The organism is Occallatibacter riparius, from assembly GCF_025264625.1.
Classification (GTDB): Bacteria; Acidobacteriota; Terriglobia; order Terriglobales; family Acidobacteriaceae; genus Telmatobacter; species Telmatobacter riparius.
Window position 1 is genome coordinate 2,889,153 of sequence record NZ_CP093313.1, and the last position, 24,628, is coordinate 2,913,780.

13 protein-coding genes are annotated in these 24,628 nt (G+C 59.4%); 8 read left to right on the forward strand and 5 right to left on the reverse strand.

Annotation, left to right across the window (positions count from 1 at the left end; genetic code table 11):
* Positions 1-283 precede the first annotated feature (283 nt).
* The 4 genes from MOP44_RS11730 to MOP44_RS11745 all read left to right on the forward strand — a co-directional run bounded on the left by MOP44_RS11730 (position 284) and on the right by MOP44_RS11745 (position 6,683).
* Complete coding sequence (locus MOP44_RS11730; protein WP_260796220.1) at positions 284-1,285, forward strand: polysaccharide biosynthesis/export family protein; 1,002 nt, start codon at positions 284-286, stop codon at positions 1,283-1,285.
* A complete protein-coding gene (locus MOP44_RS11735) occupies positions 1,282-4,623 on the forward strand; it encodes a GumC family protein (protein ID WP_260796221.1) in 3,342 nt (1,113 codons plus the stop codon). The genes MOP44_RS11730 and MOP44_RS11735 overlap by 4 nt, the downstream gene beginning before the upstream one ends.
* A gap of 54 nt (positions 4,624-4,677) precedes the next feature.
* Entirely contained in the window at positions 4,678-5,289 is a 612-nt protein-coding gene (locus MOP44_RS11740) for a hypothetical protein (protein WP_260796222.1), read from the forward strand.
* 89 nt (positions 5,290-5,378) lie between these two features.
* Complete coding sequence (locus MOP44_RS11745) at positions 5,379-6,683, forward strand: glycosyl hydrolase family 8 (protein ID WP_260796223.1); 1,305 nt, start codon at positions 5,379-5,381, stop codon at positions 6,681-6,683.
* 5 nt (positions 6,684-6,688) lie between these two features.
* Here the strand turns inward: MOP44_RS11745 and MOP44_RS11750 are convergent, their stop codons facing one another.
* A complete protein-coding gene (locus tag MOP44_RS11750) occupies positions 6,689-7,426 on the reverse strand; it encodes an HpcH/HpaI aldolase family protein (protein WP_260796224.1) in 738 nt (245 codons plus the stop codon).
* A gap of 193 nt (positions 7,427-7,619) precedes the next feature.
* Here MOP44_RS11750 and MOP44_RS11755 point away from each other — a divergent pair, with 193 nt between their 5' ends.
* Positions 7,620-8,132, forward strand: a complete 513-nt coding sequence (locus MOP44_RS11755) for a DUF3617 domain-containing protein (protein WP_260796225.1) — start codon at positions 7,620-7,622, stop codon at positions 8,130-8,132.
* Between the two features lie 132 nt (positions 8,133-8,264).
* Here the strand turns inward: MOP44_RS11755 and MOP44_RS11760 are convergent, their stop codons facing one another.
* The 4 genes from MOP44_RS11760 to MOP44_RS11775 all read right to left on the reverse strand — a co-directional run bounded on the left by MOP44_RS11760 (position 8,265) and on the right by MOP44_RS11775 (position 16,085).
* On the reverse strand, positions 8,265-9,470 hold the full coding sequence (locus MOP44_RS11760) for a hypothetical protein (protein WP_260796226.1): 1,206 nt from the start codon (positions 9,468-9,470) through the stop codon (positions 8,265-8,267).
* 2 nt (positions 9,471-9,472) lie between these two features.
* A complete protein-coding gene (locus tag MOP44_RS11765) occupies positions 9,473-10,549 on the reverse strand; it encodes a hypothetical protein (RefSeq protein ID WP_260796227.1) in 1,077 nt (358 codons plus the stop codon).
* Positions 10,550-10,629: 80 nt separating this feature from the next.
* Positions 10,630-12,039, reverse strand: a complete 1,410-nt coding sequence (locus MOP44_RS11770) for a tetratricopeptide repeat protein (protein ID WP_260796228.1) — start codon at positions 12,037-12,039, stop codon at positions 10,630-10,632.
* A gap of 83 nt (positions 12,040-12,122) precedes the next feature.
* On the reverse strand, positions 12,123-16,085 hold the full coding sequence (locus tag MOP44_RS11775; protein WP_260796229.1) for a TonB-dependent receptor: 3,963 nt from the start codon (positions 16,083-16,085) through the stop codon (positions 12,123-12,125).
* Between the two features lie 408 nt (positions 16,086-16,493).
* On the opposite strand from MOP44_RS11775, the gene MOP44_RS11780 reads away from it, so the two are divergent.
* Genes MOP44_RS11780 through MOP44_RS11790 form a run of 3 tightly spaced genes read left to right on the forward strand, consistent with a single transcriptional unit; the run spans position 16,494 to position 24,609 of the window.
* Positions 16,494-20,318, forward strand: coding sequence for an FG-GAP-like repeat-containing protein (locus MOP44_RS11780; protein WP_260796230.1), 3,825 nt, complete (start codon positions 16,494-16,496; stop codon positions 20,316-20,318).
* Entirely contained in the window at positions 20,315-22,858 is a 2,544-nt protein-coding gene (locus tag MOP44_RS11785) for a tetratricopeptide repeat protein (protein ID WP_260796231.1), read from the forward strand. The genes MOP44_RS11780 and MOP44_RS11785 overlap by 4 nt, the downstream gene beginning before the upstream one ends.
* The gene (locus MOP44_RS11790; protein WP_260796232.1) at positions 22,855-24,609 is read left to right on the forward strand and encodes a CRTAC1 family protein; all 1,755 of its coding nucleotides are present in this window, start codon (positions 22,855-22,857) and stop codon (positions 24,607-24,609) included. The genes MOP44_RS11785 and MOP44_RS11790 overlap by 4 nt, the downstream gene beginning before the upstream one ends.
* The last annotated feature ends 19 nt before the right edge of the window (positions 24,610-24,628 follow it).

A 24,628-nucleotide genomic window follows, 5' to 3' on the forward strand; every position in this document is an offset into this window, starting at 1 on the left:
GAGCTTCGCCTTGTTTTCTCCCGGGGGACGACAGAGGCTGTCTACCTATAGATTTCGATTACTTCTGGTTACCAATCGGCACAGCCTTCGCGCCCCCTTTGTGGGATTCAGAATTTGCCTTTCCGCTCATAAGCTTGTGAGCATGGCACTTCCGCCATCAGGAGTCGCGCGCCTTCACCCCCTTATGATTCGGGCGAGCCGTTCCAGAGGAGCCAGTTCAAAAAACGGCTGTACGGACCTGGAAACCGGGCGAGCAAGCTGTATCGAGGAAAGCGGAACAAAGTTGAACGGGCGGATTTTCAAGTCGTGTCTCAGCGTGCTTTTTGCGAGCGCGATGGGTGTATCTGCGGCTTGGTCACAGGCGCCGGCACAAGCTGCGTCCGAGCCCCAGAATCCTGCACTTAAGCCGAATCCGCTGGATGCGTTGCGCAAGTTCGAGCCGGCCGCCGATGAGGAGTATCAGCTCGGTCGCGGCGATGAGATTCAGGTTGATTTTTCCGGGCGCCCCGAACTGCAGGCCAAGCAGGTGGTGGGCCCCGATGGCCGCATTACGCTGCCGTTGGCGGGCGAGGTGATGCTTGCCGGGGAGACGCGCAGCGGCGCCGCAAAAAAGGTTGAAGCGGCGCTGGCGCCCTACTACGCAAATCTCAGTGTGTTGGTCACGGTAACCAAGTACACGGCGAACCGGGTGCTGGTGCTGGGCGCGGTGGATCATCCTGGCCCCGTTGTGTTCGACGGCGCGCCCACGCTGCTGGAGGCGATCACCCGCGGCGGTCTGCCGCTGGTTGGACCGCTGAAGCGGCCCCAGATTCCCGATCAGTGCGCCATCTATCGCGGCAGCGATAAAGTCATGTGGGTGCAGCTGCGTCAACTGGTCGATTCAGGTAATCCGCTGGCCGACATCAGGCTTCGGCGCGATGACGTGGTCTACGTGCCCGATCCGTCAGACCGGTTCGTGTCGGTTATGGGTGAAGTCAATCATCCCGGCCCCGTCGAGCTGAACAGCACCTCAACGTTGTCGAGCGTGCTCGCCCTGGCAGGCGGCATCACGGAAAAGGCCGGCGGCGATCCGCATGTGCAGATTGTGGACACGAAGACCGGCGCATCGCGCAGCCTCAAATTCAAGGATCTTCTGAGCTCGTCGAAATCGATGGAGATCACGCTGCATCCGGGCGATATCGTCTATGTGCCTGTGAGCGGGTTCTATCGTGCGACGTATTTCCTGGAGCGGCTCAGTCCGCTGACTTCGCTGGCGACCCTGGCCGCGGTGAACGGAGCGTTTTGAAGAGTCTCCGCGACAATTCGGAGTTCCAGGCCGCCGCGCCCAATCCGCAGGCTTCGGCGGCAACGGTGCGTCGCATGCCTGCCGCGGGACCGCAGGGGATGTTCTTCCATCTCGATTTTGTGCGCAGCCTGCAGATGCATCGCAAGCTGGCGATGGGCATCTTCTTCACGTTCCTGGCGCTTTCCGCGGGGTACATGGCGAAGCGCTGGAACACCTATAAGGCGCAGGCGCTGGTGTATGTGCAGCCGTCGCCGCATAAGGTCATCGAGAGCGGGCAGGCGCAGCAGTGGCCTTACGACGCGAACACCTATGAGTCGTACATCCAGCAGCAGGTTCATGACGTGACGCGGCCTGACGTGCTGGCTGCCGCGTTGAAGCAGTTGCCGGGCTGGCAGGGTTCGCGTGAGAGCGAGCAGGCCGCTGCGGACCGGCTGGGCAGCGCGGTGGAAGTGACGCGAGTCGGCTCCGCGTATGAAGTGCAGATCGAGTCTACGGCGGGCAGCAGGGAAGAGGCCGCGCAGATTGCCAATGCGGTTGCCGCAAGTTACATCGACAGCGCCACGCGCGAACAGAGAGCGGGCGATCCGCAGCGAATCGAATTGCTTAAGGAAGAGCGCGACCGCATTCTGAAGGAACTGGGCAGCGACCGCACCGAGCAGGAATCGCTGAACCGCCAGCTGGGCGTGGCCGCTGTGAGCGGAGCGACGCCTGATCCGATCGACGACCAGATTGCGCAGACGCGCGCCGAACTGGTGAAGGCTCGTACCGCGAATGATGAGGCTGCAGCGAAGCTGACCGCGCTGTCAGGCAAAGGCGCCACTAACGCGGCGCTTGATGCCGAGGCCGACGAGATCGTGGCGGCCGATCCGGGTTTGGTGAGCATGAAGACGGCGCTCAACAAGCGGCGTTCCGATCTCATCTCGCAGATGGCGAACCTGACGCCGAATCATCCGCAGTACAAGCAGGATGCGGAAGAACTGGCCAAGATCAATGCATCGCTCGAGTCGATGTCGCACGAATTGCGCGCGAAGGCATCGGCACAGATATCGCAGAAGCTGAAGAACGATCTGGAACGCACCTCGAGCGTAGAAGCGCGGCTGAATGGCCGTCTCGGCCAGTTGACGGGAGCGGCCGGCACCGCAGCGCCGCGGATGCAGCGATTGAATGAGCTAGAAACCGACATCCAGCGCTTGCAGAACCGTTTCACGGCGGTCGATGAGCAATACCGCAACCTGACCATGGAAAACAGCTCGCCGGGTGCGGTTTACCTGGCATCGACCGCGCTGCCGCCTTTGCACGCAGCGCGTGCGAAGGTGTTGCGCAACGGCTTCATTGTGATTCTTGCCGGGCTGATGCTCGCCCTGGCAAGCGCGCTGATCGCGCACAACTTCGACAAGCGCATCTATATCGCGCAAGACGTGGAGCGGGTGCTCGGGTTCGCGCCCATGGCGCAGATTCCAGATATGTCCGAAGTAGGCGCAGGAGTCGCCGAGGAGTACATGCTGCGGCTGGCCGCGGCAGTGGAGCACGCGCATCAGCAGGGCATGCTGAACAGCTGCATCGTGACCGGCATTACCACGGGCGCTGGCGTGACCACCGTGTCGACCCACGTGAGCGGCATGCTTCAAGCCATGGGCCGTGAGACCGTGCTGGTGGATACCGTCGGCGCTCCGCAGGCTCGCCTCGGAGAACCAGGAGGTAATCACGGGACCGGACTGGTGCACGCGCCACGCGGAAGCCGCTCCACAGCTCTGCTGCAGCAGATGAACGAGGAAGCCGGAGAGGACAGCGTCGTTGTCACGGACACTGCGCCGCTGCTGGTTTCAGGCGAGACGGAGTATCTGGCGCGATTCGTCGATTCAGCGATTGTGGTGATCGAATCGGGTGTGACCACGAAGGCGCAACTGCGCGAGGTGGCGCAGACATTGCAAAGGCTTGAAGTCTCATCGGTCGGCTTTGTGCTGAACCGGATCTCGCTGAAGAATGCTAACGCGGGTTTTCGTGAGTCAGTGGCCGCGGTGGAGAGCCATCTGCGTGCCCAGGCGCGGCAGGCCGAGGCCGTTTCGACACGTCCAGCTCCTGTAAAGGAGACTTGGGCCCAGAGCGTTCAGGAAGTTCAGCCTCTGCGGATCGCTCCAGAGCAGCCGCAACCCGCGGCACCCGCGCATGAGAATGTCGCCGACATGGAGACGCAGCAGGTTGTTGAATCTCCGGTACCGGTGCCGACTGCAGCACCGGTCGCCGAACCGAAAATGGTGGTGCGGACGCCTGAGCCGGTCGCCGAGCCTGTAGTTCCCGCGGCCGCCAGGACCGAAGTCGCTCCGGCAGAACGCTGGGGGCTGCCCTCGTATACGCCCGCGTATATCGCTCCGCGGATGGAGATGGCTGCCGAAGAGACAGTCGTTGAACTCGCTGCTGCTGCTGCGGAGGTTCCCGCGACGGTTTCCGAGCCGAGCGCCGCACCGGAGCCAGAGGAACCTGTCAACCGGATTGAAGAACTCGACAAGCCTGAAGAAAAGCTCGCCCAACGGGAGCGCCCGGCGGCAAATTCGCCGTTTCGCGCGCAGGTCGCCCTTCCTATGCGCGGACGCCAGACAGTGCGATTCGCACCTGCGGTCGAGAGCAAGCAAGAGGCGATGACACCGGATCTGCTATTTCCAGAACGGAAACCAGTGCTGAATGAACCCATGCCCGAGCTGGAATACGAGCCTGTTCAGGCCGCAGTGGCAGTCGAAGAGGCAGTGATCGATCCGGCTGTAGAGAGCACCAACCTTTGGGACTACAGCGCGGCAACCGCTGCTCACGACGCATATTGGGGCGGCAACCATCAGCCGCCTATCGCCGAGCAGCCGGCGACAGTAGCGCCCGAGCGCATCACGAGCAGTGCAACCATGGTGCTGGCGCCCGTCCCCGAGCCCGTCGCGGTGGCCGCGGGAGCCTTCGAAGCAGAATCGGAACGGACGGGTTCAATTGCAGTCTCTCGCCTGAGTGGATTGCGCTCGCTCATGACCTCGCTAGGGGTCAAGAATCTGCGCAAGGAACTTGAAGCGCATAGGGCTCATCTGGAGCTGCCGGCCGATGTCGAAAGGCCAGCCGAGCGCCCCATTTTTGCGCAGCCCGAGGCGCCTGCTTCGACAGCCGCGGCGAGCAGAGCGCTCCTTCCCGAGGTCGTGGCTCGGCCAGAGATCATTCCGCCGCGCGTCACTCCCAACGAACCCGCGGAACGCGAATCGGATGTAAGGCGCCCGGTGAAGGCGCCTCGCGTGAGCCGCTGGGATACGGTTGATGACGTGGAGATCCTGCCGTCCAAGCGCGGACAGTACCGCAAGCGGCACTAGAGCTATTTGCACTCCGGGTGCGCTGAGGCATACCCTTCTTTTTGAGACTCCGCCATGCTTAGAAACGTCCGCAGATCGCGATCGATGCTGCTGATGCTATTCGTGTGTGTGTGTGCGGCGGCTCAGGAACCTGAGGCTGCATTGCAGTCGCTGGTCACAACCGGCGAAGTCACGCTTCGCGGACAGACGCGGCAATACGTCGTGCGCCATCTGCCGTCTTCGTCCTTTCCCGACCTTCCCGACGCCGTCGCAAATGAACTCAACCAGCGCGGCTGTCTCATCCCGCAGACTTACCAGGCTCATCAGCCTGAAAACGTGGTGCACGGAAGCTTTCAGCGCGCGGGCTCATCGGACTGGGCCGTCCTCTGTTCTGTGAAGGGCACGGTATCGTTGCTGGTGTTCTTCGACAGCTCTTCCAAGCCATCTGTTCTGGCGACCTCGCCAGAGACGCAGCGGCTTCAGGCCCATGAGTCCACCGGTGTGCTCGGTTTCAACTGGGGTATTGATGCGGCATCGCCCCAAGTCGTCCATGACGCACAGAATGGGCTCTCGCCACGGCCCGCCCGGCTTGATCACGATGCGCTCTCCGATTCCATCGTCGATCGTAAGACCATCTATCACTACTTTGCCGATAGCGCCTGGTCGCTGCTCGATATGCCGGATTAGCGGCTGCCCCGCGAGACAGGCAGTTGCTAACGGGCAGCCTCCCAATTTAGAAACATAGGAATAAATCGGTTCACTTAGGAGAATCTGCGATGTCTGTTTCGCGCCGCTTTGTGTTGGCTGCAACTCTCGCGCTTGTCGCTGTGCTGGTCCCTGCGCTCCGGGCCCAGGCGCCCGACGCAAAGGGGCACGGCGCTTTCGCCACCGGCAAATACCGCAATCTCTTCGCTGAAGCGGGACACTCGCAGAAAGAGATCCAGGCGAAGATCGATGCGGCCTATCAGCAGCTCTTTCACGGCGATCCGCAGACCCAGTCAATCGGATTCGCGGCCGGCAAAAATGCCGATGGCCCGCTCATGTACGTCACCGACTGGAACAACCACGACGTGCGCACGGAAGGCATGTCGTACGGCATGATGATCGCCGTCCAACTCGACAAGAAGTCTGACTTCGACGCGATCTGGAACTGGGCCAAGACCTACATGTATATCTCAGACCCGAAGGCGCCGAGCTATCAATACTTCGCCTGGTCGTGCAAGTACGACGGCGCGCACAACTCCGAAGGAGCGGCGCCCGATGGCGAGTCGTACTTCGCAATGGCGCTGCTGTTCGCGGCCAATCGCTGGGGAAATGGTCAGGGCATCTACAACTACCAGGCCGAGGCCGACAAGCTGCTGAGCGCGATGGTGCATCGCGCGGTGATCTCTGCGCCCAGCAAGTTCGGGACGCACACTGTGGGTCCGATGATGAACGCGAATCCGCCGGAAATTCTTTTCGTGCCGGATATTTCGCCGCAGATGTTCACCGATCCCTCGTACCACCTGCCTGCGTTCTACGAATTGTGGGCGCGCTGGGGACCGAAGGAAGACCGCGCCTTCTGGGTGAAGGCCGCTGAAACCAGCCGCAAGTTCTTCCCAAAAACGGTGAACGCACAAACGGGTCTCGCGCCGGTGTATGCGAACTTCGACGGCACTCCGCACAAGAACGGCTTCGTGCAGTCGAACGAATTCGGCTACGATGCCTGGCGCACAGCGAGCAACTGGAGCGTCGACTGGTCGTGGTGGCGCAAGGAGCCGGTTGAGCAGGAACTCAGTGACCGCATTCAAGCGTTCTTTGAAGGGCAGGGAATCGACAAGTACGGTCCCGTGTACTCGCTGGATGGGAAGGACATGGGCGCCACTCCTGGCCTCACGCACGAGGATCATCCTGCAGGCCTGGTGGGCACCAATGCGGTCGCCGGTCTGGCCGCGACCAACGAGGAGCGTGCGCGCAAATTTACGGATGCCCTGTGGAACACGTCGATTCCCGACGGCAGGGGCCGCTACTACGACGGCATGCTTTACCTGATGAGCATGATGCACGTCAGCGGCAATTTCCGGATCTGGGCGCCGAAGTAGAAGAACTAAACCATCGATTGCAGAAGCTGCCTGTATGCGTTCATCAGGATCGATGAATCGATGCCGACGGCGATGAGATCGAAGCCCTGCGCTGCATACGCACGCGCCTTCTCTGCGGTTGCGGCAAAAATCCCACACGGCTTGTCGGCTTCTTTGCAGAGATCATGAACTTCGGCAATTGCCGCGACGACCTCCGGCGCTTCAACCTGGCCGGGAATTCCGAAGGAGCCGCTCAGGTCGTAGGGGCCGATAATGACTGCATCAATGGCATCCTGCCCCACGATCTCCCGCGCATTCTGTACGCCGGCGACGGTCTCGATCTGCGCGACGACTGAATAGCTCTTCGTTGTCAGGTACTCCTGAAAGGTCGAACCATAGCCCTGTGCGCGTGCGATGCCCACGCTGCGCTGTCCGCGTGGCGGATAGAGCGCGGCTCGCGCAATTGCCCGCACGTCCTCAATGGTCGACACGGCAGGCAAAATGATCGCGTCGCATCCCGTTTCGAGATAGCGCTTGATCGCTGTAGGCGAGAAGTCCGGCAGCCGCACAAACGTCAGCGGACCCGCGCTGCAGAGGGCGGAGGCCGCGGCGGCGCTGACTTCGTTGAACTGCCCGTGCTCGCCATCAATCCAAAGCCAGTCGAATCCCGATAGCTGGGCGATCTCAACAGCGGCGGCATTGTCGATGCTGAGCAGTGTTCCGAAGCGCGGCGTTCGCTCGCGCACCCATGCGTTCAGGTCCATGTGTATCAGCCTCTCCGGGATGCAAAGCCATACTCATTGTAGCCAAAGCCTTGATTCGGCTGGTCGACAGCAGGCTCTTCGGCACAGTACCGACCGCCCGGATCATGAAGAATTCTCTTCCCTTTGCTGCGTCACTGACGTTACATTGATCCCGGCGCGGAGCCAGTGCCGCGCGATCTCGCTCGGAGGATCTATGCGCAAATTTCGACTCTGGGTCCCAGTAGGCTGCTGTCTGGCTGCGTCGGCTCTTTTGCTGATGGCGCAGGCTGACCACAAGCCGGGGCTCTATGAAATGACTTCGAATATGAGCTGGCAACAGTCGCCCTTCCCCCAGGGTATGCAGATGCCCGCCAACTCCCCCTTTGGCGGTGGCCCACACACGTCGCAGGTATGCGTGACGCAGGAGATGATCGATCGCTACGGCGGCCCCACGCCACAGTCTCACGGAGACTGCCAGGTGAAGAATATGACCAGGAGCGCCACCGGCATGAGCGGCGACTATGTCTGCACCGGCCACATGAACGGCACTGGGAAGATCGACTCCACCTGGACTCCCGGAGGCGGTTCGCACAGCAAAGTTCACTTCACCGGAACCATGCAGATGGGCCAGCGCAGCACGCCGGTCGAGTGGACCATAGAGACCACGTCCACTTACAAGGGTGCCGATTGCGGCAGCGTGAAGCCTTACCCTCTTCCGCCGCAATAAACAGACCTCAGGTGAGTTCATCAAAAGCGCGCAGCTTGTCCGCTGCGCGCTTTTGTTTCAGCTCCTTCCAAAAATGAGCACACCGCAAAGGCCCGTATTTCTCTGGATGATTCGTCTGCAGCTTGTTTGAAACTAAGCGGTCACCAGCGACAACAGCTTGCTCATCTCGATCGGCGCATGCGATTCAGCTCCGCGTGGCATCGCAGGACCAATGGCAACCCCTTCACCATGGCCTTCAAACCATGCGATGAAAGCGGAATGCTCCGCATCCGGGAGCCGCTGTTGATCAATCCAGTGATAGTACGCGCCCATGTCCGCGTCCAGCAGCGAGCCTGACGGATCAAGCTCCGCTTCCCCCTGCTTGCCTGAGAGCAGCTCGTTCATCGGGCGCTGTCGCTGACGAGGCGCGTACCGAACCATCAGCGTCACTGCCTGTGCTCGTCGCAGTACCTCGCGTGACGTCCACTGCGCAAAGGTGGTGCTGTAGATCTGCGTGCCTGATCCTTCCGTGAAGAGCTTCATCTGAAAGCGGCTCAGAACCGGATCGGTGGCGCCCATGCCCAGGTCTGCTGGAGTCATCTTGGCAAGCCGCGTCCGAAGCTCCTCCGGCCCCATACCGGGCTGCCCAATTTCCGTCTGCATCTTCTTCAGAATCGATCCGCGCAGCGGGGCGAGGCTCTCATACGATATGCACGCGATCTCAGGAGCATGGGCCATTGCGGCGCCGCCGTCCACATACCAGTGCGCGTAGGCAGCGGAGCTGTTCCGCGCTCTCTGCTCCACTGCGGAGAGCAACGTCTGCAGTGCTCCATCGGGATTCACCTGAGTGAATCGCGTTCCGTGCTGGCGCAGCTTTCTGAAGAGTGGAGCGTCGTAAGTCGCCACTCCTCGGCCCGCCACTGCGATCCCCAGCCGCTGCATGGCGACTGGTTCCACATGTCGGGATTTCGCCAGGCGATCGCCATAATCGAGAGCGGCCTTGCGAAACGCATCAAGCTGATGGGTGGACCAGAGGTATGCGGCCTGCTGCTCGACAAATTGACGCGGCAGGTTGATCCAGTCAAAGTTCTCCAGCGAAGAGGAGAGCGAAATCGCGCTGAAATCGCGAAACCAGTCTTTGTGTTCCGAGTCCGAAAGAGAACTCAACGTTCGCATCTCGTCATCGATGACTGATCGTTCGACAGGGAAGCTGTAGTCGTAGTCCATCAATTGACGAAGCAGGCTTGGGGCAAACGCCAGCGGCAGCTTGCGAAGCGCATCAAGGTACGCCACCGCGAGCGTCTTTGCCTGCGAAGGATATCCGGCGAAGCTTTCAGCTTTCAGATCGCGCGGTAACATAACTACACCAACTCCCGAATGAGCTTGCCTTGCGATTGCGACGGAGAGAAACCCATCATTCCGCCGATGCTCGGAACAAGATCGACTGACTGGATTGGATCGTTGTAGATCACGCCCTGTTTCACCCCCGCGCCCAGCACCATCATCCACGTCGTACGGCTCGCCGCATCGCCGGTGCGGTGATGCTGGAAACCATTGCCTCCTGCGTCCATATCCGAGTCGCGTCCGAAATCGGGAAGCACGAACATGGTTGTGTTGCCGGCGTATTCCGGTTCCGCTTGAATTGCCTTCCACAACTCAGCGCACAGCCGATCCGTGCGCCGGATGCCCTCGATGTAGAGCGAATACGCGCCTGAGTGCGCAACATCGATGTCGTGCATCGTGATCCACAAAAGGCTCGGCGACTCTTCTCTCATCAGGCGCCTGGCGATGTACAGCGACAACTCGTCGGGGCTCGAGAGCGTGCGCGCGTGCGAAGCAAAATCGCCGACTGACAGCTTCAGGATCTCCTCCAACTGGCGCAGTTCCACTTCGCCGCCAGCAAGAGCCGGCGTATAGAGCGGAGTTTCGTAATTGTCGTGCAACAGGTGATCGTAATCCGCTGTTCCGCCCGGAGTAGCTATACCCAGCAAGCGCTTCGGCAGGATCACGCGTGCGCCCAGGCCCGGCCCGAAGCCACGGACTCCGCTTTCGCCGATGCGATTGAAGCCATTGCTGGGCGCGACCACCCATGCATCGGACGATGGTCTTCTCAGATCCTTGCGGAAGTACTCGAAGACAGTCGGATGCTCGGGCGCAACCGCCGCGAAATTGTTCAAGGTCTCGTAGACACCCGTGGTCAGGCTGGCTGTCGCAACGTAGTGCCCGAGGATTCCATCGTTCGTAACATGCGTGAAGAAGCTCGACTGCGGAGCCAGTTCGTTCAGCATGTGCGGAATATTCTCCTGGCCCTCAGGCGCGAATGTCTCCTGGTCGCGAGCTCCGCCTCCGAATGTAACCACGACCACCTTGCGCTTCTTGCGTGCCGCTTCCGCACGCACGAACGGACTCGCGCTCAGGACGGCGCTTCCCAGCGCCATTCCGGCCGCGCTCCGCAAAAAGTCTCTGCGGTTAAAACTAACCTTGCATGCGATCTCGCGCATTGACGAGGACTTCACGATCATGGCCTTTCAGTGTTCGCCGTTTGCTCTGAGTACACGAACTGGCGAACCTCTTCGTGTTCCTTCTGCACTTCCGCAAGGTGCTCGGCGCGCAGCTTCTGATACACGGCGAACTCCTTTTGTGCGTTTTCCTTTTGCCCGGTGTGCACCAGGTCCGTCGCCAGCCTGTAGTGCGCATCAGCGAGATTCGGATCGAGCTGCAATGCGCGCTGATACTCCGGGATCGACTGCTCATACTGGTGTTGATCGGCGTAGAAATTTCCCAGCTGCAGGTGCGCGTCTGCCATCGAATCGTCCAGCGAGATTGCCTTCTTGAGCAACGCCTCGACGGTGCTGGGATCTACATTGGAGTTCTCTACACGTTTCCCCTTCCACAAGCTCACGGCATAGTAGTACTGCGCCAGCGCGTTGTCTGGCTTCAGTTCGGCATAACGCTTGAATCGCGCCACAACTTCATCTGCTTGCAGAGGCGAACTGTTGTAGGCCTTGGAAAGGAAGACATAGCAACGGGCGTCCTGCGGATTCAGATCGGCTGCAGCAATCAGCGCATTCACCGCCTTGTCGTAAATGCCGCGCGAATATAGTGCGAGCCCCAGGCCGATCAGAATGCGCGGCGATTTAGGATACAGCTCCGAAGCCTTCTGAAAGATCGCGATCGCCGGCTCGTACGTGCGGTGCAGCAGCATCTCGCTGCCCCAGGCAAACAGGTTCTCTTCGCTCGGGTCAAGGTGCGCGGCAGCTTCATAGTCATTTGCAGCCGCTACAAACTTGCCATCCTTCTCGTCAATCTGTCCCAGAAGATTGTGCAACTCGCCATTGTTCTTCTGCTGCAACAGCGCCTGCACTACAGTTCTCGCTTCCTCGAATCGGCCGAGCAGGAAGTTGGCCATGGCCAGGTCGTATCCGTTGTCGTAAGCGTTGGGATTGATCTTGTAAGCCTGTTGGAGATACGGCTGAGCTTCCGCCACCTTGCCAATCTGGATGTAGTACTCGCCTAGATTGTGATTGGCATCGTAGCTCTTCGGCTCCATCGCCGCCGCTTTGCGGAACTGTTCGCCTGCGAGATCCTTCTGGCCGAAGCGCAACAGCGTTGCGCCGAGGTTGGTGCGGGCTTCGCCTGAGTCGGGCTTGAGTTGGACGGCGGTCTTCAAATGTGCGATCGCTTTATCGGTATCGGGAAGGGAGGCGTAAACCATCCCCAGCAGTTCATGAATCTCAAAGCTGTTTGGCGCGTAGGGCAGAAGCGGTTCAAGGCGGGCAGCAGCTTGGGCGTAACGGCCGGCTTCATAGTCGGCAACTGCGGACTGATACTGCTGATCGAGCTTTTGCTTTGGTGGTTCCTGTGCGGCACAGCAGAGGGCCCCTGCGAGCAGTGGGATAAATAGAGAGAGCCGGAACTTCCTGCTCACAAATCGCCTCCGCGTGAGCGGCTTTGCCCAAGATGAAAATACCCCGGCCCGGGGTCGCCGAGCCGGGGTTACCTCATCTTAGCCTAGTAGTACAGCTTCAGAGCAAACTGGATCTGACGCGGATCGTATGGATTGAAGCGCGTCGAACCCACTTCGCCGAAGTGCGGGTCAGTGTAGTTGCCTGAACCGCCGATGGCTACTACGCCGTTGCCGCCGAAGTTAGGCGGGTTGAAGTTGGGGTGGTTGAGGATGTTGAAGAACTCGGCGCGGAATTCGGTCGAGATCCGCTCGGTGATCTGGAACTTCTTGAACACTGAGTAGTCGAAACGATGAATTCCAGGGCCAACTGTGTTGCCGGGCTTGGAACCGAGAGCAGCGGCACCCGTCTCTGGGAGGCAGCCCTTCGGCGAGTCGGGAATAGGAGCAAGAGTGTTTGGATCCGTTCCGTTCCACCCGAGCTGGCATGGTTGATTGAATGCTGCGGCGTTGTTGAGCCAGAACGGCCGCGGCGCTCCGTCGATAGTCTTCGTCTTGATACCACGCTGCTGGCTTTGACCCTTGACAAGTACAGTGCGGCAGCCGGCGCCGGAAACCGACCCCGAGGGGCAGCTGAAGTCGAGCGGCGGACCACCCTGGGCCGTCACAATCCAGTTCATTGCCCATCCGCCCAGAATGGCATTGGCAATGCCGCCCGTGTTCATGTACTTCATCCCTTTGCCGAACGGCAACTGGTAACCGCCGCTGAAGTGGAACACGTTGCGGACATCGAAGTTCGCCGGACCCCAATCAAATCTGGGTCCGAGTCCCGGAATGCCCAGAGCTCTGAATGGACCGCTGTTGTTGCCGTTGCCGGACGCGCCGCCGTTTAGCAGGTCGCCCGCATCGGACATGGTCTTGGACCAGGTGTACGTCGCAAGGAACGTCAGCCCATTCGAGAACTGATCTTCAATCTTGGTCTGCAGCGCGTGATACGTGCTGTCGCCAAGATTCGCCGAGTAGGACCCGCCGCCGAAATCCTTGAACGGCACGCAGGCTCCGTTCGGGAAATCAGAGAAGGCACCGCAGTTCTTGGTGTCGAGGCCGGAGGGTAGCAGCTGATTCACGAGTTGATAACCCACGTTGGTTTGCAGCGAGCTGCCTTGCGTGAATACGTATGCCGCCTGCGCTGCAATCGACCGTGTGATCGAGTACTGGACGCTGAGGTTGGAGCTGAACGTGTGCGGCGTCTTGTAGTCGAACTGCATACCCTGCAAGCCGACGCCCAAGGCATTGACTGCCGTGGATGTAAGCGGAATGCAGGAGAAGCCCGATGTAAAGGTCGCCGTTCCGTGGCCGCTTCCTGGGTTGCCGCCAGCCGTACTGCAACTCGCGAACGGCGAGTTATAGCTGATCGGCGCTACCTGTCCATCGATGCTCGTACCGGTCGGATTCGATTGCGAGAAGTACGACAGGTTGAACACGAACGGATAGTTCTCGCCAATGTTCGGTCCATATCCCTGGTTCTCAAAGGCGTTGTAGAACACCCCGAACCCGCCGCGCACTACCAACTTCGGGTCTACCTGGTACGCGAAGCCGACACGAGGTGCAAAGTTGGTCTTCTGCGTCTGCACCAGGCCCTTTCCGTACCGGTTGGTCTGCATGAGAGTGATGCCGTCTTTCGCTAGAAGATCCACGAAGCCATAGCAACCTATGCCAGCGCAGGTCCCCGGCGTGTCAGGAGTACCAGTCGACAGCTTTCTGTTTCCACTCCCTGTAGCAGGGATGAGGAACGTGGGAGAACCAAGGTTCTTGTCTGGAAGCGCGTAGGGAACAAAGTTCGCCTGCGCGCCGCCAACTTCATTGATCGGCCCGAAGTAATCCCAACGGAGGCCGAGGTTCAACGTGAGCTTGGGCGTCATCTTCCAGTCATCCTGGAAGTAGGTTGCGAAGTAAACCCTCTGGTCGTGCGTGGTGGCGATGTTGGATGCGAACACGCCATCGGAGCCGCCCGAGTAGTCAAACTTCTTGGCACTCGGAGTGTCCGCAAAGTTGTATGAGTTGGCCTGGGCGGGCAGTACGAACTGTGCCACGCCGCCGGTTGTGCTCGATTGGTTCGGAATATCCGTGAATCCGCCGCCGTAGTTAAATTGGCCGTGCGACCATGCGGGCTGCAGCGTCGAGAACTTCACGTTCTGATACTCGATGCCCATCTTGAAGCCGTGCTTCCCGTAAATCCGCGTAAAGTCGTCCGTGACCTGGAGGGTCTGGCTGACTTCATCGGACGGCAGGAATGCGTTGCTTCCGAGCTGTGCCAGGTTTCCAATGCCGAAGGCTGGCAAGCCACCGTTCTCAGGGCCATCGGTAGGAGGTTGCGGAATACCCGCGATGCCGTACTTAGCCGGAATTCCAGCTTCCGTGGCCACCGGTCCGAAGCGCGTGGTGTGCAGGTGCGCGAACCCGCCGCGGACCTGGTTAATCACGTTCGGCGAGAACACATGCGTGTAGCCAGCGACCATCTGGTGCGACCGGGCCGTCTGCTCGCCCTGATCGAACGATCCGCCGTCGGCCACGCCGCCGAAGATGCCCGGGATGAAGATCGGATCGTCAGACATGCTATACCGTCCGAAAATCTGATTCTTATCGTTCGGGTTCACGTCCCCGCGGATGTCGAACTGGTTGCGATGCTCATAGAGCGCGGGGCTGGAGCTGAATGTCTGTAAGCCGGAGTTCGGCTCCGGAAACAGATTCAGAATGTTGATCGCAGCCTGAGACTCCGGATTGCTAAGTCTGCCGGCCGGTATGTGGTTGAGGTTGCAAGCCGCGGCTGTGAATGTCGCGGTGGCGGGTCCGCATGTGCCAAACGGATCGCGGACGTATGCTTGGCCGCCTGTGTTTTTGAGACCGGAAACGGGATCGATCGCACCGGCTGCCAAATAGCGCGTCGTCGCCGGATCGAGAATTGTGCCGCTGGGAATGGAGCGTCCCAAAGCGTCGGTACGCGAGCCGGAGTTAAATGTCAGGATGTCCGACAGATCGGTGTATCCGCTGCTGCGCATCAGCTTCGTCGGTACGTTGCCGTTCTCAGGCGTGCCCTGAACGCGGCGGAAGCCTTCGTAGTCGCCGAAGATGAACACCTTGTTCTTGATGATCGGGCCACCGAAGCTGGCGCCGAACTGGTTCTGGCGGAGCTTGCCGCGGGGCTGGCCGTTGTTGTTCTCGAAGTAGTCGGCCGCATCGAGCTTGTCGTTGCGGAAGAACTCCCACACGGCACCGTGAATGCTGTTCGTACCCGACTTGATTGTCGCGTTCATGACCGCGCCCGCCGAGCGGCCAAGCTCGGCGCTGAAGTCGGCTGTCTGCACCTTGAACTCCTGAATGGCGTCCACGGGTGGCAAAATCACGAAGTTGGTGCCGTTCAGGAAGTCCACGGCGTTGGAGTTGTTGTCGATGCCATCGATCAGGTAGTTGTTCTGCGAGGGGCGAAGGCCGTTGGCTGAAAACGCGCCGGAAGCGGCGTTGCCGCGCGTATCCGGCTGCGGCGTCTGCATGCCCGCGCCAAGCTGGGCTAGGAACGTAAAGTTACGGCCATTCAGCGGCAGCGCGTTCACCTGCGCTTCGCCAATCACCTGTCCAACCGAGGCCTCCTCGGTCTGCAGCACGGGAGGGGCGGTATTGACCTCGACGGTTTCCGTAGTGGCGCCAGGCTTCAATGAAACGTTCACCTGGACCACCTGCGCGACCTGGACCGTGATCTTGGTCTGCGTCGTCTTGGCAAAGCCCGTCGCAGTCACCGTCAGCGTGTAGTGCCCAATGCGCACTGGTGAAAACGTATAACCACCGCTCGAGTTTGTCTTGGTCTGGAGCGTGATTCCTTGGTCGATGTTCAGAAGGGTGACGTCCGCGTTGGGTACAACGGCGCCACTTGTATCCTGAACCGTTCCAGTGATTGCTCCTTCGTCAACCTGGCTGAGTGCAGGTCGGCTCTGGAGAAGCAGAATGCACAGGCAGCCAAGAACTGCACATCGTAATGCGTTGAACAGCATGGACCTTCCAGAATCACGACCCATGAGAGTAAACCTCCAAATTGCTTGCGGTTTGCTTGTTTCGCGTCACACTTCTCGATTGGGAAAAGGCAGAGCCCTAAGAGAGATCCAGGGAAGACAACGACGCCCGCTTTGTAAACGGTTTCAGTTCTTGGGCAGCAAACTACGTGATTCTTAAAATGGTTGTCAACCAAAAGTTGGAGATCAGACTAACCCTCACTGTGGATCTCGTTCTGGTGAATCGATTTGTGGCCGCCTAATCTGATCTCGCAATCCGGACATAAGCAGTCCATTTTCAATATGATACAGTCTCTACGATCGACAGACAGCCCTCGGGTAGTGCTTGTTTACATAACGACATTTAATTTTCGTGGGATCAAAGATTTCCAGCCGCGTGCCAGCCCCAAAAGATTTCCTCTATGATGTCCACCAATGAAGTCCCAGTTGAACTTACTTAGACCACGCGTCTCCAGGAGAGCGGTTCTCAAGGGACTCTCACTCGCCTCTTTCGCGCTTAAAGCGGCGCCTATCTTGGGCTTCGAACTCGGTGAAGGCGTCGAACGTGCCGGCGAGTTATCACTGGCCGATGTTCATCTTTCTCCTCACTATCCCTCGCAGTCGCCGTTGACTGACATCTTTCGCCTGGTGCCCCCAGGATCCGATGACTATCCGCTCGAAAAAGCCGCGGTCGAGATCGAAGCTCTCCTCGACCGCTGGGGGACGACGCTGAAAAATTCCCCACAAAGCACAGCTGCCCTTTCCGATCTTCTCGAGCCCGAACTCGACGCGACCGACATTGAGAAAGGCATTCAGCGCCCGATCCGAACCGGCTTTGGCATCGACGCAGTCGCGAGCAGCTTTTCCTCCACCTCGAAACGGCCGCGCGAGCAGTTCATCGCCGGCATCGCTGAGTGGCTGAAACCGGCGTCCTCCCTTCAAACAGCTGAATTCGAAATTTTCAGCATCGAGCCGGTCTCGCAATCCTCCTCCGCGCTGCGCATTGAAGTTCGATATGACATCGTCTCAACTCTGCCTGACAACAAGCGCGAGGAGCGCGTAGGCACGTGGAACATGGAATGGGCGCGCGACGAACAGCAACAATGGCGCGCGCGGCTCTGGCACTTTGGCGAGGAAAAGCGCTCATTCTCTAAGGGGCCCGCTTTTACTGACGTCACTGCCAACGCATTCGCTGGGGTCGATTCCTATCACGCGCAGTTAATGCACGGTGCCGACTATTGGCGCACAGTGATCGATGGCGCTGTAGGCATCGACGTCTACGGTAACAATGGCGTGGCTGCTGGCGATTTCGATGGAGACGGTTTTGATGATCTCTACATCTGCCAGCCCGCCGGCCTGCCCAATCGCCTCTATAAAAACCATGGAGACGGCACCTTTGAAGATGTGACGGAGAAGGCCGGCGTTGGCGTTCTAGACCGCACCGCCTGTGCTCTTTTCGCCGACTTCCAGAACCGCGGTCGCCAGGATCTGCTTGTCGTCTGCGGCAGCGGACCGCTCCTGTTTCTCAACAATGGCAACAGCACGTTCACGCTCAAGCGCGATGCCTTCAAGTTCGCACGTCCGCCGCAGGGTGCGTTCACGCACGCAGCGATTGCCGACTACGACAATGACGGCCGTCTCGACGTCTACTTTTGCCTCTACATGTACTACCTCGGTCTGGAGCAATATAACTACCCAGTCCCTTACTACGACGCACGCAACGGTCCGCCCAATTACCTCTTCCGCAATCAGGGTGACGGCACCTTCATCGAAGCCACAGAGCCCGCAGGACTCAACGTCAGCAACAATCGCTACAGCTTCGCCTGCGCCTGGGGAGACTCAAACGGCAACGGACATCCTGATCTCTTCATCGCCAACGATTTCGGAAGCTCTCAGCTCTATCGCAACAATGGCGACGGTACCTTCAAAGACGTGTCGCAAGAGGCGCACGTAGAGAGTGTCGGAGCGGGCATGGGCTGCTGCTGGGCCGACTACGACAACGACGGTCGCCAGGACGTTTACGTTCCAAGCATGTGGGAAGCCGCTGGCCAGCGCGTATCCCAGCAGCGGCAGTTTCACCCCGATGCGCCAGCCAATATTCGTGAGTTATACCAGCGTCACGCGCGCGGGAATGCGCTCTACAGAAACCGTGGCGACGGCACATTCCTGAACGTTGGCCAATCCGCCGCGGTAGAGATGGGGCGTTGGTCCTGGTCTTCCGACTTCTGGGATTGGGATCACGACGGCTACAGCGACCTGTATGTTTCGAACGGGTATCTGACCTGCCCTCAAGCGGACGAGCTCGCTGGATTCTTCTGGCGTCAGATAGTGGCCAAGTCTCCCGAAGATACAACTCCTCTTCTGACCTACGAACGAGGCTGGAACGCCATCAACGAGCTGGTGCGGGCCGATCACACGTGGCACGGTCTGGCCCGCAATGTGGCTTTCGTCAACAATCGCGATGGCACCTTCACTGAAGCGTCCGGCACGCTGCAACTCGACTTCCGCGACGACGCGCGTGCCTTTGCTCTTTCCGATCTCGATCATGACGGCCGGCTCGAAGTCATCGTCAAGAACCGCACCGCGCCGCAAGTCCGCGTACTTCGCAACGACCTGAACCCCATCGGATCGTCAATCTCGTTCTGCCTGACCGGTACGCGCAGCAACCGCGATGCGATCGGCGCATCGATCTCGATCACCGCAGCGGGCACAACACAAACGAGGTACCTGCAGGCCGGCGCGGGATTCCTCTCGCAGCACACCAAGGAACTGTTCATCGGCCTCGGCGCGCAACAAGGCATGATCCAGGCTATGGTTCGATGGCCTTCGGGGTTGACGCAGACATTCTCCGAACTACCCGTTGGCCATCGCATCCACATCGAAGAAGGCAACTCCACGTTTCGTGCGGTTGCCCATGCCGCTCCGCGCACCGGTCAGAAAGCGAATGCCTCCGCTTCTGCGCGTGAACCTTTGCCGCTGCAATCGGAGACATGGCTCATCCAGCCGCTCAGGGCCCCCGCCTTCCAACTGCCAGATATCGACGGAGCCAATCATGCGCTCGACTCCTGGAGCGGGCGCCCCTTGCTGCTGACCTTCTGGTCGACAGAAGCCGCGCAGAGTCTCCGCCAACTCTCAGCCTTGAAGGCCGCGGCTCCGCTGCTCGAACGCAGTCACCTCAAAGTCGTCGCAATCAGCCTCGATGAACCTGCCCGAGTGCCCGAGGCGCGCAAGGAGGCGACTCAATTCCGTTCTTTCGCCACGGTGCTCTTCGCAACGCAGGACGTCTCCGGAATCTACAACATTCTTTATCGCCATCTCTTCGATCGCCGGCGCGACCTGCCCATTCCCGCGTCGTTCTTGATCGACAGCAAGGGAATGATCGTGAAGATCTATCAGGGCTTCGCCGAAGCACCGCGCATCGCCGACGACACCAACGCTATTCCCACGGACAGCCAGGCCCGTATGCGCGCCGCCCTACCGTTTTCAGGCATGCTCATACAGGATGCGTTTGAGCGCAACGACTTCACCTACGGCGTTGCACTCTACCAGCACGGGTTCCTCGATCAAGCAGACGAGTCGTTCCGCCAGGTCGTCGCTGCCAAGCCCGATAACGCCAACGCCTATTACAACCTCGGCACGCTTAATCTCCGACGAAACCGCCTCGCGGAAGCTAAGGGCTACCTGCAGAAGACAGTCGAACTGCGCCCCGCCTTTGCAGAGGCCTGGAACAATCTCGGCATGATCGCTGCGCAGCAAGGCGACGCAGATGAAGCCATTCGCGATTTCCAGCAATCCATCGCGATCAGGCCCGCTTACTTCACTGCGCATCTGAACCTCGGCAATCTCTATCGCCGGCAACGCGCCTTCGACAAGGCAGATGCATCGCTTTCGCGCGCACTCGCCATCCGTCCAGACGATCCTGAGATTCACTACAGCCTCGGCATGCTGTTCGCGCAGCAGGATGACTTCCAGCGCGCCGAACAATATCTCGAGCATGCCGTCGCATTGCGGCCCGACTATCCCGAGGCGCTCAACAACCTCGGCGTCCTCTACGTGCGCCGTCAGGATTACGCGAGAGCCGAAGACAAATTCCTCGCCGGGATCAAGGCGGCGCCCACCTTCGATCAGTCGTACCTGAACCTGGCGCGTCTCTACGCCAACCGCAACGACAAGCAGAAGGCGCGCGACGTGCTTCAGCAGTTGCTCCAGTTGCGGCCGGACGACGACAACGCAAGGCGAGCTTTGGAAGTGCTACAATGAGCGCCGCAACACATCTACACATAGGTATCGAGAGGATGGCTCCCCGCATCGCCTCAAAAGCACGTTCCGCGATTGCAGATAGATTCACGCGTCAAGCCGGCGTTCTCGCGCTTCTGAGCCTTGCAGCGCTTGGTTTTGCGCAGCAGAAGGTCGACACATCTCCCTACCATTCAGCGGAGACACTTCTGGCCGAGCACAGGCTCGCCGAGGCGCGCACTGAGGCGCTCGAACAGTTGAAGACGCACCCCAGCGTTGAGGGTTACAACCTTCTCGGCATCATCCAATCGAACCAGCAGGATTATGAAGCGGCGATTGCCTCCTTCCAGCAGGCTCTGCGTCTCAGTCCGCGCTCGACCAAGACTCTCAACAACCTGGGCAACACCTACGCGGCACAGAAGCGCCTGGACCTGGCGGAGAGCGAGTTCCGCACTGTTCTTCGTATGGACCCCGCCAATGCCGATGCCAATTACAATCTCGGCGTTCTTTTGATGATGAAGGGCTCTGCCGGCGCGGCCATCCCGCATTTCGAGCGCGTTCATACGACGCAATCGCAGTTCAACCTGGTGCGAGCCTACCTGCAGACGCAACGAGCGGCAGAGGCTCTGCGCACTGCCGACACTCTCGCCGACGCTCACAAGAGTGAAGTCCAGGTGCAGTTTTCGCTGGGTGTTCTGCTGGCCTCTGCGCAACAATACAAAACCGCTCAGCGGCTGCTTGATCGGGCGGAGGCCCTAGAGCCAGAGAGTTTCGAGATCCTCTTCAATCTCGGCCAGGTGCAGGTCCGCGCCGCGAACAATGCCGCTGCCGAGGTCACGCTTACAAGGGCGCTCAAGATCCAGCCGGGAAACGTCGAGGCGCTCCACCTTCTTGCCCAGGCCTACGTCGGTCAATCGCGCCCGCTCGACGCATTGGATGTACTGATGCAGGCGCACAAGATAGCCCCGCAAAACGCCGACATCATCTTCCTCATGGCCCAAGTCACCATGTCGCAGAATTACTACGAGGATGCGATTCCGCTTCTCGAATCGGGCCTTGAGATCGCTCCACGCCGCCCCGATCTTCTCGCTGCGCTGGGCGAAAGCTACTTCATGGCGGGAAAGACCGAGAAGGCGATTGAGAAGTTCAACGCCTTGCTCGAAATCGACAAGACTTCGCGCTCCTATGCCTTTCTGGGCCTCTCCTATCGCAACCTCGGCCGCTTCGATGAAGCGAAGACCTACTTCCAGCAGGGTCTCGCGCTCGATCCGCACAACAGCACCTGCCTCTTCAATCTAGGGTTCATTGCCGAGCGCCAGGGCGACGCCGCTGCGGCAGAGAAATATTTTCAGCAGACCCTGCAATACAATCCTGATTACGCCGACGCACTACTAGAGCTCGCAAATTTGCGTACGGCTGCGAAGCGCCTGCCTGAAGCGGAAGAACTGCTTCGCCGTTATGTGAAGATCGCGCACGATCCGGGCAATGGCTACTACAAACTAGCCATGGTTGAGCGCAGCCTTCATGAAATTGAGGCCGCAAATCGCGACCTGAACGTGTTTAAGACGATGTCCAAGAACGCGCAGGCCGGACCATACCCGTTTGAACACCTCTTCGATTACCTCGACAGCCGTTCGCAACTAGCTACCGGCGCTCGTCAGCAACTCGACATTGCCGAGTTGAACAACGAGATTCAGCGTCATCCCAACCAGCCCGCTAACCTCTACATGCTTGCGGAAGCATATCTCAAAGCCGGCAAGATTCCAGAAGCGCGCGGGACCGTTCAGCAACTCAATGCGCTGAGCGCGAGTGATTATCGAACCCTGAACGGCGTTGGCGTGTTGCTGGCGCGTTATCGTCTGTATGACGACGCCATCCAACAATTCCAGTCCGCCCTTCAGGCGAACTCCGGCTCGGACGAGGTGAAATTCAATCTGGCCAACGCGTACTTTCAGAAGCACGATTACTCGCACGCCCTCGAGATCACCAGCCAGATATCCGAAGCCGGCCGCAAAGATGACGCATATCTCACGCTGATGGGCGACATCTTCGCGCATCTCGGCGACACAGCGCAGGCCGCCGGCATATTCCGCGATGCCATCGTGCGCAATCCCGACAACGATCAGAACTATCTTTCGCTCGCATTGATCGATTTGCGCTCCAACGATGTTCCAGCCGCCCAGCAGACGCTCGCCAAAGGACAGTCGCGCATTCCCGCTTCAGGCAAAATCTACTGGGGCCTCGGCCTCACCTCCGCTCTTGCCGGAAACGTTGATCAAGCCGCATCGCGTTTTGAGCGTGCTGTGGACCTCCTGCCCGAGTGGCCCGGCGCCTATTCCACACTCGGCGTCTTTTACTTCCAGATCGGCCAGATCGACAAGGCCCGCGATGTGTTGAAGCGCTTTAAGGAAAGCAATGCCGGCTCCAGTGCCGACATCAGCCGCATCGAACAGGTGCTCGATCAGGCCTCTCCACAAGCGAATCAGGAATCTGGTGTCTTGAGCGCGCAAAACAAACAACAGCTTCTTCAGTTCGCGCTCTCGCTCGCGGATAGGACACTATGAATCCGGCGCTCCGCTCATCGGCGCTATGCGCCCTTCTCACTGCGCTTGTCCTACAAACGCCGGCTAATTTGGTCTTTGGGCAAGCGGCGAAGAGCACCAAGCCTGCCCCGCCGGCCGCGCCCGCTTCTGCAGTGCGATTCACTGACATTCGCAAGTCTGCCGGAATTAGCTTCGTGCAGGACTCGACGCAGACTGACGAGAAGTATTACCTCGAGACCATGGGCACCGGGGTGGCCTTTCTCGACTACGATCAGGACGGCCTCATGGACATATACTTCGTCCAGTCTGGCGCAACCGAAGCCTACAAGCCCGCGCAGCCCTTGCGCTCAGCGCTCTACCACAACAACGGTGACGGCACTTTCACAGATGTGACCGCCAAGGCGGGCGTAGCTGGTGAAGGACATTACGGCCAGGGCGTCGCGGTCGGTGATTTCAACAACGACGGCTATCCCGACCTCTACGTCACGGGCTACGGCAGCGCAATCCTGTATAGCAACAACGGCGACGGCACGTTCACTGATGTCACTTCGCACTTAGGCCTCGCCGATGAAGGCAATTGGTCTACAAGTGCCGGCTGGTTCGATTACGACAAAGACGGCTATCTCGATCTTGTCGTCACTAACTACATCGAATGGTCGCCTAAGAACAACATGTGGTGCGGAGACCGCAAGCCCGGCTACAGATCTTACTGCAACCCGAATAACTACCGCGGTCAGAAGACGAAGCTCTACCACAACAACCACGACGGCACATTCACAGATGTGAGTGACAAATCCGGTGTCAGCGCGCCCGAGTCGAAAGGTATGGGCGTGCTGCTCGCGGATCTGAATGGCGACGGCTGGCCCGACATCGCGATCGCGAATGACACATGGCCGAATTTCCTCTTCCTGAATAACCACGACGGCACGTTCACTGATGCATCGCTGATCTCGGGACTCGCAGCCAGCGAAGATGGCCGCTACGAAGCCGGAATGGGGATCGACGCCGCCGACGTGGATGGCGACGGTCTCCTCGACATCTACATCACCCACCTCGACTTTGAATTGAATCGCATTTATCACAACAACGGAGACAGCACTTTCACTGACGCGACTTACAGCTCGGGCATCGGCAACAAAGCCATTCTGCTAAGTGGCGTCGCGGCAAAGTTCATCGACTACGACAACGATGGCTGGCCCGACATTCTCCAGGCCAACGGAGCCATGGTCGACAACGTGCAGCTCTATCACAGCCTTGTGAGTTACAAAGAACCGCTGCTGATGTTCCACAACCTGGGCCACGGCAAGTTCGAGAAAACGTCCGAGTCTCTTGGTCCCGACTTCAACCGTCCCATGGTCGGCCGCGGTCTCGCTACGGCCGACTTCTTCAATGACGGCCAGGTTGGAATAGCCGTCAATTGCCGAGGAGAGTCGCCCGTGATTCTGCGCAATGAGGGCACAGCCAACCATTGGCTTGAAGTGCTCCTCATCGGCGACAAATCCAATCGCGACGGCATCGGTTCGGTGCTCAAGCTCACCTCCGATGGCGTGGTGCAGGTCGACCAGGCCAAAGGCGGCACCAGCTACATGTCGGCCAGCGATCCCCGCATTCACTTCGGCCTTGGCAAGCGCAACAAGATCGAGTCGCTTCAGATCACGTGGCCCAGCGGCCGCGTCGACAAACTCACCAGCCTTCCCATCGACACCATCATCGCGGTAAAAGAGGGGACCGGCATCGTTCCGCATCCCTTCCCGAAGGTGAAACCGCGATGATTCACTCAGTCATCAACCG

Excerpts from the sequence above, each read along its gene's own strand:
- MOP44_RS11740 (WP_260796222.1), top strand. The coding sequence starts at position 4,678 with ATGCTTAGAAACGTCCGCAGATCGCGATCGATGCTGCTGATGCTATTC.
- MOP44_RS11745 (WP_260796223.1), top strand. The coding sequence starts at position 5,379 with ATGTCTGTTTCGCGCCGCTTTGTGTTGGCTGCAACTCTCGCGCTTGTC.
- MOP44_RS11750 (WP_260796224.1), bottom strand. The coding sequence starts at position 7,426 with ATGGACCTGAACGCATGGGTGCGCGAGCGAACGCCGCGCTTCGGAACA.
- MOP44_RS11755 (WP_260796225.1), top strand. The coding sequence starts at position 7,620 with ATGCGCAAATTTCGACTCTGGGTCCCAGTAGGCTGCTGTCTGGCTGCG.
- MOP44_RS11760 (WP_260796226.1), bottom strand. The coding sequence starts at position 9,470 with ATGTTACCGCGCGATCTGAAAGCTGAAAGCTTCGCCGGATATCCTTCG.
- MOP44_RS11765 (WP_260796227.1), bottom strand. The coding sequence starts at position 10,549 with ATGGCGCTGGGAAGCGCCGTCCTGAGCGCGAGTCCGTTCGTGCGTGCG.
- MOP44_RS11775 (WP_260796229.1), bottom strand. The coding sequence starts at position 16,085 with ATGGGTCGTGATTCTGGAAGGTCCATGCTGTTCAACGCATTACGATGT.
- MOP44_RS11780 (WP_260796230.1), top strand. The coding sequence starts at position 16,494 with ATGAAGTCCCAGTTGAACTTACTTAGACCACGCGTCTCCAGGAGAGCG.
- MOP44_RS11785 (WP_260796231.1), top strand. The coding sequence starts at position 20,315 with ATGAGCGCCGCAACACATCTACACATAGGTATCGAGAGGATGGCTCCC.
- MOP44_RS11790 (WP_260796232.1), top strand. The coding sequence starts at position 22,855 with ATGAATCCGGCGCTCCGCTCATCGGCGCTATGCGCCCTTCTCACTGCG.